Below are 17,268 nucleotides of genomic sequence, written 5' to 3'. Positions count from 1 at the left end.
GATTTTTGATGATAATATGATAGGCTAATTTACATTACGATACATCTTGGAGGTACATAGAATGATTAATCAGGATAGACTTGTTGAGGAATTCTTAGAGCTTGTTCAAGTAGACTCAGAAACAAAATTTGAATCAGAAATTGCTAAGGTGTTAAAGGAAAAGTTCACAGCATTAGGTGTTCATGTAGTGGAGGATGATACAATCTCTCAAACCGGGCATGGTGCGGGGAATTTAATTTGTACTCTTGAAGGTACAAAGAATGAGGCAGATACAATTTATTTCACATCCCATATGGATACTGTTGTTCCCGGAAAAGGAATTAAGCCCTCTATTCAGGATGGATATATCATCACAGATGGTACAACAATTTTAGGAGCTGACGACAAGGCAGGACTTGCTGCAATGTTTGAAGCAATTCGAGTACTTAAAGAAAATCAAATTCCTCACGGGAAAATCGAATTTATTATTACGGTTGGTGAAGAGTCAGGATTAGTTGGAGCAAAAGCAATTGATCGTTCAATGATCACAGCTAAATATGGCTACGCACTTGATAGTGATGGAAAAGTAGGCAACATCATCGTAGCAGCACCTACTCAAGCGAAAGTAAGAGCAACCATAATTGGAAAAACCGCACATGCGGGTGTTGCCCCTGAAAAAGGTGTTTCAGCAATTACGATTGCGGCAAAAGCAATCTCTAAAATGCCGTTAGGACGTATTGATGAAGAAACAACTGCAAATATTGGCAGATTTGAAGGTGGTACGCAAACAAATATTGTGTGTGACCATGTTGAAATATTAGCTGAGGCACGTTCATTAGTAACTGAGAAAATGGAAAATCAAGTGCAAAAAATGAAAGATGCGTTTGAAACAGTTGCAGCAGATATGGGCGGTAGAGCAGAAGTTGAAATTACTGTTATGTATCCTGGTTTTAAGTTTGCAGATGGAGACCATGTGGTGGAAGTAGCAAAACGTGCTGCTGCTAAAATTGGAAGACAAAGTGAACTCCAACAAAGTGGTGGAGGCAGTGACGCTAACGTGATAGCAGGACATGGCATTCCTACTGTTAACCTTGCAGTTGGCTATGAGGATATTCATACAACTAATGAAAAAATGCCGATTGAGGAACTAGTAAAAACAGCTGAATTAATAGTTGCAATTGCGGAAGAAGTGGCAAGATAACTTTTCAAAAAAGTGAAAGTCCTGAGATAAACTAGGAGTTTCACTTTTTTCTATTTCTTTTACGAAATAGGTGCAGTATGATAATAATAGTAAAATGGTCGTACCATATAGAGGTGAAGTTTGATGGAAAATGAAAAGGTCGTTGTGTTTTCTACTGGAAATGAGGAATTTGGTATACCTGTACTACATGTCATTTCTATCGAAAAATCACAACAGCTAAATACAATCCCCCATATGCCAAGCTATATGCAAGGCGTATTAACAATTCGTGATGAGCTCGTTCCAATTGTAGATACAGGTATTCTCTTATTTAGTAAAAAGATAGAACCTACCGAAAAAACAAGAATTATTGTCACGAAAACAGATTCATTATCAGTAGGTTTACTTGTAGATGATGCAAAGGAAATACTAGATATTCCTCATAGTCAACTGAAACAATTAAATCTAACATATCAGCTATCTCCTTACATATCTGGAGTAGCTACGCTTAATGATAGACTAATTACATTGCTCGATCCTTTTAAGCTTTTTGAAGATATAGAAGGTTTCGAAGTTATTAAAGAACACATTCACAGCCACCAAGAATAGGTGGTTTTTTCTATGATAAACTAATGATAGTGTATCATTATTCAGTTTGAATAGTTTCTAGGAAGTGTTAAACATGAAAGAAATGTATCCGAAAAATGGAAAAGTTATTTTACATGTGGACATGAATAGTTTTTACGCCTCAGTCGAAATCGCGTATGATCCTAGCTTGCAGGGGAAACCAGTTGCAATCGCAGGAAACGTTGAGGAAAGAAAGGGTATCATTATTACTTGCAGCTATGAGGCTAGAGCATTTGGTGTGAAAACCACTATGCCCTTGTGGGAGGCGAGGAAAAAATGTCCCAACCTGATTGTAATGAAGCCGAATTTTGAACGATACCGTAAGGCTTCTTTGGCAATGTTTGACATTCTCCGTTCATATACTGATCTAGTAGAACCAGTCTCGATTGATGAAGGGTATCTTGATATAACAACTTGTTATGAGAAGGGATCTCCCATTGAGATAGCCAAATCAATTCAAGAAACAATACAAAAATCACTACTGCTTCCTTGTAGTATCGGGATTGCACCAAATAAATTTCTAGCAAAGACCGCATCTGATATGAAAAAACCATTAGGAATTACTGTATTACGTAAGAGAGATGTTCAATCAATTCTCTGGCCATTGCCTGCAGGTGAAATGCATGGCGTAGGAAAAAAAACAGCCGAAAAATTAGCGACTATAAATATTAAAACGATTGGCGAACTTGCAAAGGGAAATGAAATTCAACTAAAGCAGCTGTTAGGAATTAATGGAGCGCGGCTTAAGCAACGGGCAAATGGTATTGATGATCGTCCCGTTGATCCTGATTCTATTTCCGTGTTTAAAAGCATCGGTAATTCATCAACTCTACCATATGACTCGACAAATGAGGAGGAGCTTTTGGGTGTGTTAAAACGGCTGTCAGCTTCTGTAGGTGAAAGAATTAGAAGAAAGGAAATGCTAACAAACAATGTCCAACTGACGTTGCGATATGCGGATCGCAAAACTGTTACAAGAAGTCGGAAGTTGGATAACCCTATTGATCAGGATAAAGAAATTCTTCAAGCAGCAATCCGATTATGGAAAAATCACTGGAATGAGGAACCCATCCGTTTATTAGGTGTTACAGCTCAGGACTTAGTCGAGAAAAATGAGGCATTTAAGCAGCTTGATATCTTTTCTTATGAAAAGGAAGCTAAAAAAGAGCCATTATTAAAGGTGATTGATCAATTAAAGGGCAAATATGGGAAAGAGATTGTGTCAAATGGAATCAAACTCCCTAAAAATCAAACCCCACGAAACAATGATCATGGAACTAGTTTTGAAAAAGACTTTTTAACTGATAATAAGTAGAGGCTTTAATATAAACTTTCCTAACATAAAGAGAAAGTTTACCTAACTACATCAAGTATTATTAATAACAAAGGCTCTCATAGAGCGAGAGTGAGGAAAAAATGATTGATATTAGCAAAATTATCCAAGGGAAAAATTTATCTGATATAGATGTTCAACTCGTCCAATATATAGTGGCGAATATTGACACAGTTTTGCAAATGGGTGTACGGAAAATAGCAAAAGAAAACTTTACTTCTCCAGCAACAGTCATTCGGTTGTCAAAAAAGTTAGGCTATGCGGGGTTTGTCGATATGTATTATCAGCTCCTACCACTTGTCAAAAAAGCAGATATATCAGAAAACGCTCTGTCTGAAGATTTTTTTGAGATTAACCAGAGAGATTACATGGAACATAATTCGATGGAAGATATAGAAACATTTATTCAGAAAGTACTCAACCTCCAGCAAAGTTATATTTTTATTTACGCTACCGGTTTTTCTGCTATTGCTGCAGAGTATTTATACAAAAAACTACTAGTATTAGGAAGGAAAACGATCTTTGCAAGTGGAACAGATTCGATTGGTGTATTTGAAAATAACCTGGAAGATATTAGTGCATTGGTCGTCATTTCAAAGTCTGGAGAAACTCAGGTGGTTGTTGATAAATTACTAGCTGCAAAGGAACACCATATCTTTACTGTATCTTTCACAAAAGAAACAAATAATCGGATTGCTGAACTATCAGATTTAAACTTTAAAATTATCGATCATAATAAACTAGATGATCGAAATATGCTACCAAACAGCTTTTTTCCTAGACTAACATTGATGTTCGAATTCATCGTTAAGCAGTACGTTGAATCATTTCTTATTAAAAAAGAGAAAGATAATAGTGAGTGAAACGTGTTTCAATGTGTGAAACACGTTTTTTATATGGCAGAATCTATCGACTATAAAACGGTTACATTGTATTCTAAATCTGTCAACGAAAACGATAACATTTACAGGAGGGGAAGGCAAAATGAAAACGAAAGTCATGGAAGGCATGCAACGTTTTTCAAAAGCGATGTTCATTCCGGTACTTATTTTGCCGATTGCAGGTATTTTAATTGCACTAGGAAATTTATTAACAAACGCGAGATTATTGGAATTTATTCCATTTTTGGATAATCCCATTACTACCGGATTTGGAACAATCTTAACAGGATCATTGGTTTCAATTCTCGGTAACTTGGGGCTCATTTTTTGCGTAGGAATAACAGTAGGATTGGCTAATAAAGATAAGGCTGTCGCAGGTTTTACTGCTTTATTAGGCTACTTGGTATTTGTAAATGCCATGAATAAATTTATGGAGCTTAGTGGGGTACTTGTTGAAGGAGAGTCTCTACAAGGAACTGGACAAACCTTAGTCCTTGGTGTGCAAATTCTAGATATGGGTGTATTTCTTGGATTGATTCTAGGAATTATCACCGCTATGGTTCATAACAAATTCATTGATACAGATTTTAAGGGAGCATTTCAAATATACGGTGGATCAAGATTTGTCTTTATCGTACTAATCCCAGTTGTTGTACTTTTATCGATAGCACTTACGTTTATATGGCCATTCTTCCAAGCTGGTATTAACAACCTTGGAAATCTGATCAATCATAGTGGAAGCTTTGGAATATTCCTATATGGTGCATTAGAACGTTTATTAATTCCAACAGGACTACATCATTTAATTTATACGCCATTTTTGTATACATCATTAGGTGGTGTTGCAGAAGTTGGTGGCCAAGTATTTGAAGGGGCTAGAAATATCTACTATGCAGAAATCGCCGACCCAACAGTTAAGGTTCTTTCAGAAAGTGTAATATGGGATGCACGTGGTATTTCTAAAATGTTCGGATTAATTGGGGCTTGTTTAGCGATGTACCATACAGCAAAGCCTGAAAATAAAGGTAAAGTAAAAGCAATTTTAATTCCAGCTGCTGTTACATCTATTATTGCTGGTGTCACTGAACCAATTGAGTTCTCATTCATGTTTATAGCACCGTTGCTATTCGTGGTTCACGCAGCGTTAAGTGGTTTAAGTATGGTTACGCTAAATCTATTAGATGTGAGAGCGATTGGTCCAAATGGAATGATTGACTTCCTATTGTTCAATTTACCACTAGGAATCGAAAAAACACATTGGCCAATGTATATTTTAGTAGGGATACTATACTTCGTTATCTACTATGTAGTCTTCCGTTTCTTAATTGTGAAATTTAACTTTAAGACTGTCGGAAGAGAAGATGAAGGAAGCGAGACAAAGTTATATTCTAAGAAAGAATATAACGAAAAGAAAAACCAAGAAAAAACAGAGACTACTATGCCTGAAGGAAATGCTGGAATTGCAGGCGTTATTGTTAATGCCCTAGGTGGCGCAAGCAATATCAATACAGTTACAAATTGTTATACTAGACTCCGCTTAACATTGGACAACCCTGAGGTAGTAAACGAAGATACGTTGAAAAAAGAGACAGGGGCAAGCGGTGTAGTGATAAAAGGTAATAATGTACAAGTCGTGTATGGCTTACAAGTAACAAATATTCGAAAAGAAGTTGATAGCTTTTTAGGGTTTAGTTCAAACGAGTAAAATAGTGAAATAAATTCTTTCTACAAACAAAGAAACTACAGAATGATAGAAGGGAATGGGAGAACATGAAAAAGTTTTCAGTAGTAATAGCAGGTGGAGGAAGTACGTATACCCCAGGAATTGTGATGATGTTATTAGATAACCTAGACCGCTTTCCACTTCGAAAATTAAAATTATACGATAATGACAAGGAAAGACAAGCTGTTTTAGGGGAAGCAATTGATATCGTATTAAAAGAAAAAGCACCGGATATTGAGTATTGTTTTACAACAGACCCAGAAGAGGCATTTACTGATATCGACTTCTGTTTTGCCCATATCCGCACAGGAAAATATGAAATGCGTGAAAAAGATGAAAAAATTCCATTAAAGCATGGTGTTGTTGGTCAAGAAACTTGTGGACCCGGTGGTATTGCATATGGGATGAGAAGTATCGGTGATATGATCGAGTTAATCGATATAATGGAACAATATTCTCCTGATGCATGGATGTTAAACTATTCCAATCCAGCATCTATTGTAGCAGAAGCTTGCCGTGTTCTCCGTCCAAATTCAAAGGTATTGAATATTTGTGATATGCCTGTAGGCACGCTACGTAGAATGTCACATATCGTTGGTAAAGAACCACAAGATTTAGAAGTACGTTATTTCGGCTTAAACCACTTTGGTTGGTGGACAAGTGTAAAAGATAAAGAGGGTAACGAATATCTTCCTCAACTACGCAACTTTGTTGCAGAAAATGGCTATTTAACTCAAAAGGAAGTAGATACTCAGCATACAGATGCTAGTTGGCAGGATACTCATAAAAAAGCAAAGGACTTGTTAGCAGTTGATCCGAGATTCTTGCCAAATACGTATTTAAAATATTATTTATATCCTGACTATGTGGTGAAGACTTCTAACCCAGAACACACAAGGGCAAATGAAGTTATCGCTGGCAGAGAAAAGACAGTCTTTTCAACAGCAAGAACCATTATTGAAAATGGAACAGCAGAAGGCTGCGAATTTGAAATGGGTGCACATGCTACTTTCGTAGTTGATTTGGCCAGAGCGATTGCCTTTAACACTCATGAAAGAATGCTATTAATTGTGGAGAACAATGGTGCGATTGCTAACTTTGATGATGATGCCATGGTTGAAGTACCATGTATTGTCGGAAGCGATGGTCCAGAGCCATTAAGCCAAGGGAAAATTCCAGATTTCCAAAGAGCGTTAATGTACCAGCAGGTGACAGTTGAAAAATTAGTGGTACAAGCCTATATTGAAGGCAGTTATCAAAAATTATGGCAGGCATTAACACTTTCAAAGACAGTCCCTAGTGCACAGGTGGCTAAAGAAATCTTAGATGATTTAATCGAAGCTAATAAAGGGTACTGGCCTGAACTAAGCTAAAAATGAACATGAAGAAAAAGGCGATAAAAGCAGTGAGCTTTATCGCCTTTTCCATTTTAACCAGAGATTTATTGTATTAATCCTCAGCAGGCCACCAGTGGAAGCCATCATTTTCTAACAATGCATCTGCAGCTTTAGGTCCTGAAGTTCCGGATGGATAGTTTGGAAATTCAGTTGAGATTTGATTTTCCCATACTTTTGAGATTGAATCAACAAAACGCCATGAAAGAGCAACTTCATCCCAATGAGCAAAGTTTGTAGTATCACCCATCATACAGTCAAAAATCAACTTTTCATAAGCCTCAGGTGTATTAATCCCATCTATACAGTTATTGCAATAATCAAGTTTAACAGGTAATGTCATTGTATTTTGACCTGGTCTTTTTGCATTCAAATAAAGTGTAATTCCCTCATCTGGTTGGATATTAATTACAAGTAGGTTTGGATTTTGACGATCATTTTCCTCTTTATAATATAAATCCATCGGAATATCCTTGAACTGAACAACAATTTTTGTCGACTTTTCTTTCATTCGTTTCCCTGTACGAATATAAAAAGGTACTCCAGCCCATCTGAAATTGTCAATTAACAATTTCCCGGCAACAAAAGTAGCGGTATTGGACTGAGGATCTACATTTTCCTCTTCACGATAGCCAGGGACCTGTTTTCCATTAATGGTACCTGAACCATATTGCCCTCTTACAAAATAGTTTTTCACTTCATCATCTTCTAAAGGTCGTAGGGCACGTAACACTTTAATTTTTTCACTTCGAATTTCATCTGTATTTAATTTGATAGGTGGCTCCATCGCGAGGAGCGCAACCATTTGTAACATGTGGTTTTGAACCATGTCTCGAAGGGCACCAGATTTTTCGTAATAGCCCCCACGGTCTTCTACACCTAAAACTTCGCTCGAAGTTACTTGAATGTTTGATATGTAACGATTGTTCCATAGTGGTTCAAATATCGCATTTGCAAAACGAATTACTTCGATATTTTGGACCATTTCCTTGCCTAAGTAATGATCGATTCTGTAAATTTCATCCTCTGAAAAGGCTTGACGGAGTTGTTCATTAAGTTGCTTAGCAGAAGGGAGATTATGCCCAAAAGGTTTTTCAATAACAAGACGATTATACCCAGCTGTTGAAGTTAACCCCTCTGATTTTATATTTTCAGCAATTGTACCAAAAAACTCAGGAGCCATGGCTAGATAAAAAATTCTATTACCTTCTGTATGATAGGTGGTGTCTAATTGCTCCGCAAGACCCTTAAGCTCTCTATAGGAAGCACTGTCTTTCACATTAAAAGGAAGATAGTAAAAATGCTTCGAAAATTTCTCGATGTCTGCATTATGTTCTTCAAACTTCCCAGCTACAGAGTTCCTAACATTTTGTTGAAATTCATCATTTTTTAATGGACGTCTTGCAACACCTATAACCGCGAAATCCTCAGAAAGTTTACCTTTCGCATATAAGTTATATATAGAAGGATATAGCTTTCGATTCGCAAGGTCACCTGTTGCTCCAAAAATAATAACGATTGATTTTGGTGCTGTCATTTACATTCCCCACTTTTCAAGCATTATTTTTCTTAATTATATTTATTAAATGTAAACTTTTTTGTTTAGTAAATCAACTAATTCGTTCAAATTTTTCAGTTTCTTTACTCAGTATTCCTTAACATAATACGGATATTCTAGAAAGTAATCAACAAATGAATTTCGAGTGCTTTACCTAGTGAATAAAAGGAAGTATATGATATAGTAAATAAATAAAATAAATCATTTACAAAACGACAGATAATTTAGATTTAAAATGGAGGCTATTTGATTGGAAGTCGTATTTTTGGGGACGGGTGCAGGTGTGCCCGCAAAGGAAAGAAATGTTACATCAATTGCCTTACAATTGTTAGAGGAACGTAGGGCATCATGGCTCTTTGATTGTGGAGAAGCAACACAACATCAAATATTATACACGCCAATCAAGCCACGGAAAATTGAAAAGATTTTTATTACTCATTTACATGGTGACCATCTGTTTGGACTGCCCGGGTTTTTAGGAAGTCGCTCATTTCAAGGTGGAGAATCTTTGTTAACTGTGTATGGTCCAAAGGGAATAAAGTCCTTTGTTGAATGTTCCTTATCGATTAGTTCGACTCATATTCGCTACCCACTTGAGGTAGTAGAAATTGAGGAAGGAGTCATTTTTGAGGATGAACAGTTTTGTGTTGTGGCTGGTGAGCTTCAGCATGGGATACAATCCTTTGGTTATCGAATCATAGAAAAGGATCTACCAGGAACACTTCTTGTTGAAAAACTTTTACAGGAAGGGATTAAGCCTGGCCCTATTTTTCAGAAGATTAAAGAAGGACAACAAGTTGTACTGGATAATGGACGTCAAATAGATGGAAAAGAGTATATTGGCCCACCTAAAAAGGGACGAATCGTTACAATTCTAGGCGACACACGTGTTTGTCAAAAAAGTATTGAGCTTGCGAAGGATGCGGACGTGCTTATTCATGAAGCAACCTTCAGTTCAAAGGAAGGTGAATTAGCTCATGATTACTTCCATTCAACTACGACACAGGCTGCCGATGTTGCAACACAAGCAGGGGCAAAGACGCTACTTTTAACACATATTAGTTCAAGGTATCAAGGTGAGGATTCCGAACAGCTTCTTATGGAAGCAAGACAAGTGTTTCCATCTACATATATTGCAAAGGATTTTCTATCGTTTGAGGTAAAAAACCAAGTCAACAATAAAGAAACTTAGAACTGGAGGAAATACGAATGAATTCGGTCATTGAAACAATTATGAATCATCGTTCGATTCGAAAGTTTGAGGAAAAGGGATTAACAGACGAGCAAATTCATACAATTGTTGAATGTGCCCAAGCGGCATCGACGTCAAGCTTCATACAGGCATATTCGATTATTGGAGTGAAGGACAAAGAACGAAAACAAAAATTAGCAGAAATTGCTGGAAATCAAGCCTATGTTGCGGAAAATGGACATTTCTTTGTGTTTTGCGGAGATTTACATCGTCATGACATCATAAGTGACCTAGAGGACAAAGAGTTATCAACTTCTCTTGAAAGTACGGAAAAATTTATGGTAGCGGTCATTGATGCAGCATTGGCAGCTCAAAATGCTGTTCTTGCTGCAGAGTCAATGGGACTAGGTGCATGTTATATCGGTGGTTTACGTAATAATCTTGACGAGGTGTGTAAGGTACTAAACATACCGCCGTATGTGATTCCATTGTTCGGTGTAGCTGTAGGGTATCCTGCTCAGATGCCGGATAAGAAACCAAGACTACCTCTAGAACATGTATATCATGAAGAGCAATACGAACAAGACACCAAAAAATACAAGCAAGGGCTTAAACAGTACAACGAGACGATCTCTGAGTACTATACGAAACGAACGAATGGAAAACGTTCAGATACATGGACGGCGCAAATGGCATCGATGTTGGACAAGCCGAAACGAATGTATATGAAGGACTTTGTTACGAAGCAAGGCTTCAATAAAAACTGATCTACCCCAGGCTCGCATGTTTCCCTATACAATAGAAAGGAGGGGGTATACATGGATTTCAAAGTGAATCAAAAATTGATAAAAGAAATGTGTGGGACCGTCTCCTTTAAAAGAGGGGACGCTTTTTATCGAGCAAACAAGGTCACATTTAATGAGTATAGCGAGGACTTATGTAAAGCAACTGTTCAAGGCGCAGAGGATTTTCATGTGACTATTGAAAAAAATAAAGGGAAACTACAGGCGACATGTAGCTGTCCGACTTTAGCTACCTTTCAAAAGGATTGTCAACACGTTGCGGCGGTATTACATGCTATTTATGAACAGCAACAACAGGCAAAAAGTGTTGTCAGTGAAGAGGCTCTACAACCTCATTATGATACCCTTACAAAAGACTTCATCACTCTGTTTAATAATCGTAAGGTTTCATCAAGTGGGCACCAACTTCATTTTGAAAACAGAGAAGTACTACATGTGGAATTCACATGTAAGCCAGTACTTATTTCAAACGGACAGTATTTGCTTGGTATCGAAGTTGATGTTGCAAAAAGTAAGGTACATGACATTCGACAATTTCTAGAGAACATACAACAGGGTAAGTCAAATCACCTTTCTAAATCATTAACCTATGACCCTAGAAGTCATTGCTTTTTACGGGAATCAGATACCCTTTTGCATCAGTTGATGAAGGTCGTACATGATGAAAAGGCATTCCTAGAGTCGATACCCGAACTTTCAAACTACGAGGCTAGTCTACAATTATTACTTATATCCCCGTCATCCTGGCTTGGAATTGCGCCGTTACTCGCCAAACATCAATCTGTTATTCTTGAATATAATGAGCGGTCTTATGAAGGCTTGGAACTTATAGAGGGTCCACCACCCTTGCATTTTGTATTCGAAGAAGGAGAAGGGGAGGGTCTTCGCTTAACAATTGAGGGTTTTAACAGAATGATTGTTTTAAATTCCTATCATTCTGTCTTAAGTGATGGGAGTTTTTATCAGTTAGCCCAACAGGATTGTGACCGACTTACAGAATTAAAGAAGATGTTAGCGGCGCCGGGTACAAACCATATCCCGATACCAAAGGATCATTTTCAATTTTTCCTAAAGAAAATTGTGCCTAGCTTGAAAAGAATTGGTGTTGTTCATATGTCCCATGCAATATCCCAGGAGTTTATGAGAACACCACTTGTCGCAAAGCTCTTCCTAGATCGTTTGAATAATAAACTCCTAGCGGGTCTTGAATTCCACTATGAGAATGTAGTAATCCAGCCATTGGAAAGTCGGGATACATCTACTGGTCCAATGATTATTAGGGATGTAGAAACAGAAGATGAAATTCTTCGGTTAATGGATGAGAGTGGTTTTTCTAAGACAGAGGGCGGTTATTACATGCATAATGAAGCCCTCGAGTATGAGTTTTTGTATCATGTGGTACCACAATTACAGCAGTATACTCAAATTTATGCCACTACAGCTATACGGAATCGTATCATTCGAAAGGGTACCCATCCTAAAATTAGAATCAAGGTAAAAAAAGAGCGTATGAATTGGTTGGAATTCACATTTGAAATGGATGGTATAGCGGATAAGCAGATTCGCGAGATACTGGCAGCCTTAGAAGAAAAACGCAAATACTTTCGCCTTAATAATGGCTCACTCCTTTCCTTAGAGACGAGAGAGATGGAAGAAATCCAGCGGTTTTTGAAAGCTGTTCCTGTTCAGGATGATAATTTTGAGGCTAGCCTAAATATGCCGATGATTGAAGGTCTCTCACTCTTAGATTCAATCGATGATAGTCAAATATTTACGGTTGAGGAATCTTTTAGACAGTTTCTTGATGTTATTCGGGATCCAAATAAAATCGAAATGGAAGTTCCAAAACGCTTGGACACCATTTTAAGAGACTATCAGAAACTAGGTTTTAAGTGGATGAAGACACTAGCTACCTTCGGATTTGGCGGTGTACTTGCTGATGATATGGGGCTTGGGAAAACAATACAAAGTATTGCCTTTATTATTTCTGAGTTTTCTAGCATTCGAGAAACGAAACAACCGGTCCTTATCGTTTGTCCGTCATCCTTAACGTATAACTGGTTACATGAAATGCTCAAATTTGCTCCTGAACTTCAAGCGATTGTAATTGACGGGATTAAAAGTGAAAGACAAGAACTTCAAAAGGAATCAGAGGGTGTAGATGTTATCATTACATCTTATCCGTTATTACGTCGAGATATTAAATGGTATGAGTCAAAAGTTTTCCATACCATTTTCTTTGATGAAGCCCAAGCTTTTAAGAACCCGGTGACTCAAACTGCCAAAGCTGTAAAAAGACTTCAGGCAAATCATCGCTTTGGACTTTCCGGTACACCAATAGAAAATTCTCTAGAAGAACTTTGGTCCATTTATTATGTTGTTTTCCCGCAACTTTTCAGGGGATTAAAAGAGTACAGTCATTTATCTAGAAAAGCCATTGCACGGAGAGTCCGACCATTTATGCTCCGTAGATTAAAGGAAGATGTGCTAGGAGAGGTACCCGGAAAAATAGAATTACTTGAATCATCCGAGCTTCTCCCAGAACAAAAAAAGCTGTATGCGGCATACCTGGCAAAGTTGCGTCATGATACATTAAAACATCTTAATAAAGATACCATTAGAAAAAATAAGATACGAATTCTTGCAGGATTAACCAGATTGAGGCAAATTTGTTGTCATCCCGCTCTTTTTGTTGACGGCTATAAGGGAAGTTCTGCTAAATATGAACAGCTCCTGCAAATCGTTGAGGAATCCAAACAGTCTGGCAGAAGAGTATTAATTTTTTCCCAATTTACTAAAATGCTTGATTTAATAGGAAGAGAGCTTACAAATCGTGGTCATTCATTTTTCTATCTTGATGGACAAACTCCAACAGAAGAACGAGTTGAATTATGCAATCGATATAATGATGGGGAAAGGGAATTGTTCTTGATTTCTCTTAAAGCGGGAGGTACTGGGTTGAACCTTACTGGTGCTGACACGGTAATATTATATGATTTATGGTGGAACCCTGCTGTTGAAGAACAAGCTGCTGACCGCGCCCATCGAATTGGGCAAAAAAAGGTCGTTCAAGTGATTAAACTATATGCTCGAGGTACAATTGAAGAAAAGATGAACGAGCTTCAGGAAAAGAAGCGAAATATGATTGCGGAATTAATTGATTCAGATGAAAAGGCAACAGCAACAATTACAGAAGAAGACATTCGCGAAATCCTCATGATATAAACAAGAAAGGAACCCTCTGCTTCAATAAGAGGGTTCCTTTAGTTTGTTCGAACGCTATCATGACTATATATTCTACTTCAATATGCAAGTAACCTTAAGTCGTCGTATTCGCTCGATTATGCGCCTTGCAATTTATTCATTTCTTTATTACCAACCACGATCGTATTGTTTTGGGGTCTCAATTGATACGCCAAGCTCTTTTGCGGCAGTTCTTGGCCAATATGGATCTCGTAATAGTTCTCGTGCGATAAATATCAAATCGGCTCGGTCGTTCCTTAGAATTTCTTCAGCCTGAACTCCTTTCGTGATCAAACCAACTGCTCCGGTTGGAATGTTAGCTTCTGTTCGGATCTTTTCAGCGTAGCCAACTTGATACCCAGGGTAAACATCAATACTAGCTGGTACTACAGCACCAGAGCTCACATCAAGTAAGTCAACACCTTGGTCTTTCATCCATTTTGCAAAGTCAACATAGTCTGATGGTGTTAATCCTCCATCAGTATAATCATTTGCTGATATCCTCACAAATAGCGGACCGTCCCAGACCTCTTTTACTGCATCAATAATCTCTTTTAGAAACCGGTACCGATTTTCAGCGCTACCACCATATTCGTCCTCGCGCACATTAGAAAGAGGTGATAAAAATTCATTAATTAAATAGCCGTGAGCACCATGAATTTCAATGATATCAAATCCAGCTTCTTTTGCTCTTTTTGCTCCCGCTTTAAAAGCTTCAACAGTTTCTTTTATTTTACTTATTGTTAATTCTTTAGGAGTTTTATATTTCTCATTGAACGCAATCGCAGAAGGGGCAACAATCTCTCCTTCCACAGTGGCCTTTCTACCCGCATGGGCAATTTGGATGGCTGTTTTAGAACCATATGCTTTGATCATATTTACCAGCTTCTTAAATCCTGGTATATGGTCGTCACTCCAAATTCCTAGATCCTGGGGAGAAATTCTCCCTTGTGGGGTAACAGCTGTAGCTTCCACCATAATGAGACCGACCTGACCAACAGCTCTACTTACATAATGTGTATAATGCCAATCCTGAAGCATTCCATCCTCATTATGGCTTGAATACATACACATCGGAGACATTACAATTCTATTTTTTAAGGTAACATTCTTAATGGTATACGGAGAAAATAATGCTGAGTTCATTTCATACCTCCTATGTATTTCGGTTCGCTAAATATTATAACAAACTATTCTTATAAGGTCATTTTCTGTGCACTTCCAACTAAAGTGTTAAGCAATGGAAAAGCATCGGTCAATGAGAGCCGATGCAAAAAAATGTGGTTATTTACATGTTTTTTCTGCTAGCTTTTTTTGTGTTTCTGAACTAATGAGAGAGACCTTCGTTGGTACATATTGTTGATTTTGGTTATCAAAAGCATATCTCGTTTCAAAATAGGCAATTACATCATAGTGGGCAATGCCTGATACAGCTTGGGTTACGACAATTTCTTGGGGCTTCATTTTTGTCAATTTTTCGAATCGAAATCTTGAAGCAGGATCAACCCCTACATTGATTTCATTTAGTCGTTTTTGTAGTTCGTCTTTATCAGGAAAATCCTTATAGCGTTCTTCTGATAAGGGAATAACAGCTTGTAAGTCTGTTTTCGTATCAATAAATTTAACTTCATTATCCCCGATGTATTTCATTGAGAAACGTTTTTCTGCCTCATCAAACCATCCGGCAGAGTTAGGATCGGCAAAGATTTCCTCGATACTGTCACCTGTATAACTAACTACATGTAAACCATTCACTCCACCACTTCCGATAGAACGAAAATAGAGAAGAATATCTTGCTTTCCATTTTGAGTGACATCCGTAAATTCCATGTCTGCTGACTGATATAAATCCATTTTATTTGAATACGTTCCGAATTGTTTTCCGTTAATTTTGATTGACCATTCATTTGCAAGGTTGTATTGATTCTTTCGGGCATATAGCTCTATAATATCCTTCTTGCCATCGCCATCTAAATCAACATATTCCTTCTGAACAATGGTAAAAGGACCATATTCACCTACGGTTTGTTCGGCGAACGTAACACCTGAAAAACCAGTGAAAAGTGCAAACAGTAACAAAAATTGTACAAGTTTCATTTATTATCACCTCTTTGGTAGGATAACCAAAATTTGTGAGGTATATAGATGAAACAGCCTATTTTGTATAAAACTTTTCGGTGTAGTAGGGATGAGACTCTGAATTAAACGCTACGCCTACCCCCAAATATCTAAACTCTTCTTTTAATATATTCTCACGATGCCCCATTGAATTCATTAGACCTTCATGAGCAAAAATACTACTAAATTGGCCATAAGCAAGATTTTCACCAGCCATCGTAAACAGTATTTCATCCTCGAGCATACGATCGAAAGGGGATTGACCTTTGAGGTTTGTATGGCTAAAGTAATTATTTTCAGCCATGTCCAAGCTGTGCTTTCTAGCAGTTTCTTTGACATGGTCATCCCAGGTAAGAATAGGAAGTCCATGATTAACTCTTGACGCATTTGTAATATCGAATAATTGATACTCAAACCCTTGCTTTAATTGTTCACTCGCATCTGTGTAAAAGTCATTTCGGTTCTCTTCTAGTGTTTCCGAAATAATTTGAATGGACGTCACAGTATTATTTTGATGTTTATCATAGAAGAGGGTGACATACGTATTGTCTAAGTGGAATACATCATAATCTCGATCTTTTTGAAACTCATAGTAAACAAATCCTTTTTGGATCTTTGTTAGTGGATCACCGAGTTGATTCAAAGCCTCTTGTTTGGTAGTCCCGCGTTTGACTCCATTTGTTGATGTAATGAGGTCTTGATTCGTGTACAATCCTACAACTTTATTCCCTGAATCATAGGCTACCATTAAAAAATTTTGATAGTTTTCATGATAGGTGTACCAGTTTGTTCGATACTCATTTATGCTAACTCGTTTTGGGGAGCCAACCTGGCTTTCCACATTCTCTTTACTTTCCCCAAGCTCTATATTATGAATAGAAAAAGCCTGTTCACTAGGTGCGTGTAATTCTGGTTTTTCTACTTCATTTTTGTCGATTATTGAGTTTTCAGGAGCCTTTTCTTCCAAGGTTTGTAGCAATGTCGCGATAAATTGGACGCCTTCATTGAGTTTATCTTTTATATCTGCAAGTTCCTCAGATTCAGAAACCCTCTCAATCTCAGAAGAAATAGTATCTAAAACTGATTGACTTTCAGTTTTGGCTGCTAGTTTATCTAGTACTGTCCAGCCAGCGTATAAGAAGAATAAAAATGATAGTAAAAGCAGGAATCTTCTCATGTAAAACCTCCTATCCCTAAATACATTCTATCCAAATTTTTCAGAAACGATAAGGGATTC

General features: G+C 37.5%; 13 protein-coding genes. 9 read left to right on the top strand and 4 right to left on the bottom strand.

Features of this window, described 5'->3' with window-relative positions:
* Positions 1–61: 61 nt before the first annotated feature.
* The 6 genes from ACWNMY_RS03345 (at position 62) to ACWNMY_RS03320 (ending at position 7,096) form a co-directional block, all read left to right on the top strand.
* A complete protein-coding gene (locus ACWNMY_RS03345) occupies positions 62–1,180 on the top strand; it encodes a tripeptidase T (protein WP_449536871.1) in 1,119 nt (372 codons plus the stop codon).
* A gap of 123 nt (positions 1,181–1,303) precedes the next feature.
* Positions 1,304–1,768 (top strand): chemotaxis protein CheW, encoded by a 465-nt coding sequence (locus ACWNMY_RS03340; RefSeq protein ID WP_449536870.1) that lies wholly within the window; start codon positions 1,304–1,306, stop codon positions 1,766–1,768.
* A 73-nt stretch (positions 1,769–1,841) separates the two neighbouring features.
* Positions 1,842–3,101, top strand: coding sequence for a DNA polymerase IV (locus ACWNMY_RS03335; protein ID WP_449536869.1), 1,260 nt, complete (start codon positions 1,842–1,844; stop codon positions 3,099–3,101).
* 101 nt (positions 3,102–3,202) lie between these two features.
* Positions 3,203–3,982 (top strand): MurR/RpiR family transcriptional regulator, encoded by a 780-nt coding sequence (locus ACWNMY_RS03330; RefSeq protein WP_449536868.1) that lies wholly within the window; start codon positions 3,203–3,205, stop codon positions 3,980–3,982.
* Between the two features lie 121 nt (positions 3,983–4,103).
* Positions 4,104–5,705 (top strand): PTS transporter subunit EIIC, encoded by a 1,602-nt coding sequence (locus tag ACWNMY_RS03325; protein ID WP_449536867.1) that lies wholly within the window; start codon positions 4,104–4,106, stop codon positions 5,703–5,705.
* A 65-nt stretch (positions 5,706–5,770) separates the two neighbouring features.
* On the top strand, positions 5,771–7,096 hold the full coding sequence (locus ACWNMY_RS03320; protein ID WP_449536866.1) for a 6-phospho-alpha-glucosidase: 1,326 nt from the start codon (positions 5,771–5,773) through the stop codon (positions 7,094–7,096).
* 76 nt (positions 7,097–7,172) lie between these two features.
* Here ACWNMY_RS03320 and zwf read toward each other — a convergent pair whose 3' ends face one another.
* A complete protein-coding gene (gene zwf, locus ACWNMY_RS03315; protein ID WP_449536865.1) occupies positions 7,173–8,654 on the bottom strand; it encodes a glucose-6-phosphate dehydrogenase in 1,482 nt (493 codons plus the stop codon).
* A gap of 271 nt (positions 8,655–8,925) precedes the next feature.
* Between zwf and rnz the strand changes: the two genes are divergently transcribed.
* Genes rnz through ACWNMY_RS03300 form a run of 3 tightly spaced genes read left to right on the top strand, consistent with a single transcriptional unit; the run spans position 8,926 to position 13,895 of the window.
* Positions 8,926–9,867, top strand: a complete 942-nt coding sequence (gene rnz, locus ACWNMY_RS03310) for a ribonuclease Z (protein WP_449536864.1) — start codon at positions 8,926–8,928, stop codon at positions 9,865–9,867.
* A 17-nt stretch (positions 9,868–9,884) separates the two neighbouring features.
* Positions 9,885–10,634 carry an oxygen-insensitive NADPH nitroreductase gene (gene nfsA / locus ACWNMY_RS03305; protein ID WP_449536863.1) on the top strand — a complete coding sequence of 250 codons (750 nt, stop codon included), beginning with the start codon at positions 9,885–9,887 and terminating at the stop codon, positions 10,632–10,634.
* Positions 10,635–10,685: 51 nt separating this feature from the next.
* Positions 10,686–13,895: a DEAD/DEAH box helicase gene (locus tag ACWNMY_RS03300; protein ID WP_449536862.1), complete on the top strand. Its 3,210-nt coding sequence runs from the start codon at positions 10,686–10,688 to the stop codon at positions 13,893–13,895.
* Between the two features lie 147 nt (positions 13,896–14,042).
* On the opposite strand, the gene namA is transcribed toward ACWNMY_RS03300, so the two are convergent.
* The 3 genes from namA to ACWNMY_RS03285 all read right to left on the bottom strand — a co-directional run bounded on the left by namA (position 14,043) and on the right by ACWNMY_RS03285 (position 17,208).
* The gene (namA, locus tag ACWNMY_RS03295; protein ID WP_449536861.1) at positions 14,043–15,059 is read right to left on the bottom strand and encodes an NADPH dehydrogenase NamA; all 1,017 of its coding nucleotides are present in this window, start codon (positions 15,057–15,059) and stop codon (positions 14,043–14,045) included.
* A 138-nt stretch (positions 15,060–15,197) separates the two neighbouring features.
* Positions 15,198–16,010 (bottom strand): hypothetical protein, encoded by an 813-nt coding sequence (locus ACWNMY_RS03290; protein ID WP_449536860.1) that lies wholly within the window; start codon positions 16,008–16,010, stop codon positions 15,198–15,200.
* Positions 16,011–16,068: 58 nt separating this feature from the next.
* Positions 16,069–17,208 carry a CAP domain-containing protein gene (locus ACWNMY_RS03285; protein WP_449536859.1) on the bottom strand — a complete coding sequence of 380 codons (1,140 nt, stop codon included), beginning with the start codon at positions 17,206–17,208 and terminating at the stop codon, positions 16,069–16,071.
* Positions 17,209–17,268: the final 60 nt, after the last annotated feature.

Source organism: Ferdinandcohnia sp. Marseille-Q9671 (assembly GCF_976954385.1).
The sequence above is the reverse complement of the archived record's forward strand: the minus strand, read 5'-3'. Positions and strand labels throughout refer to the sequence as shown.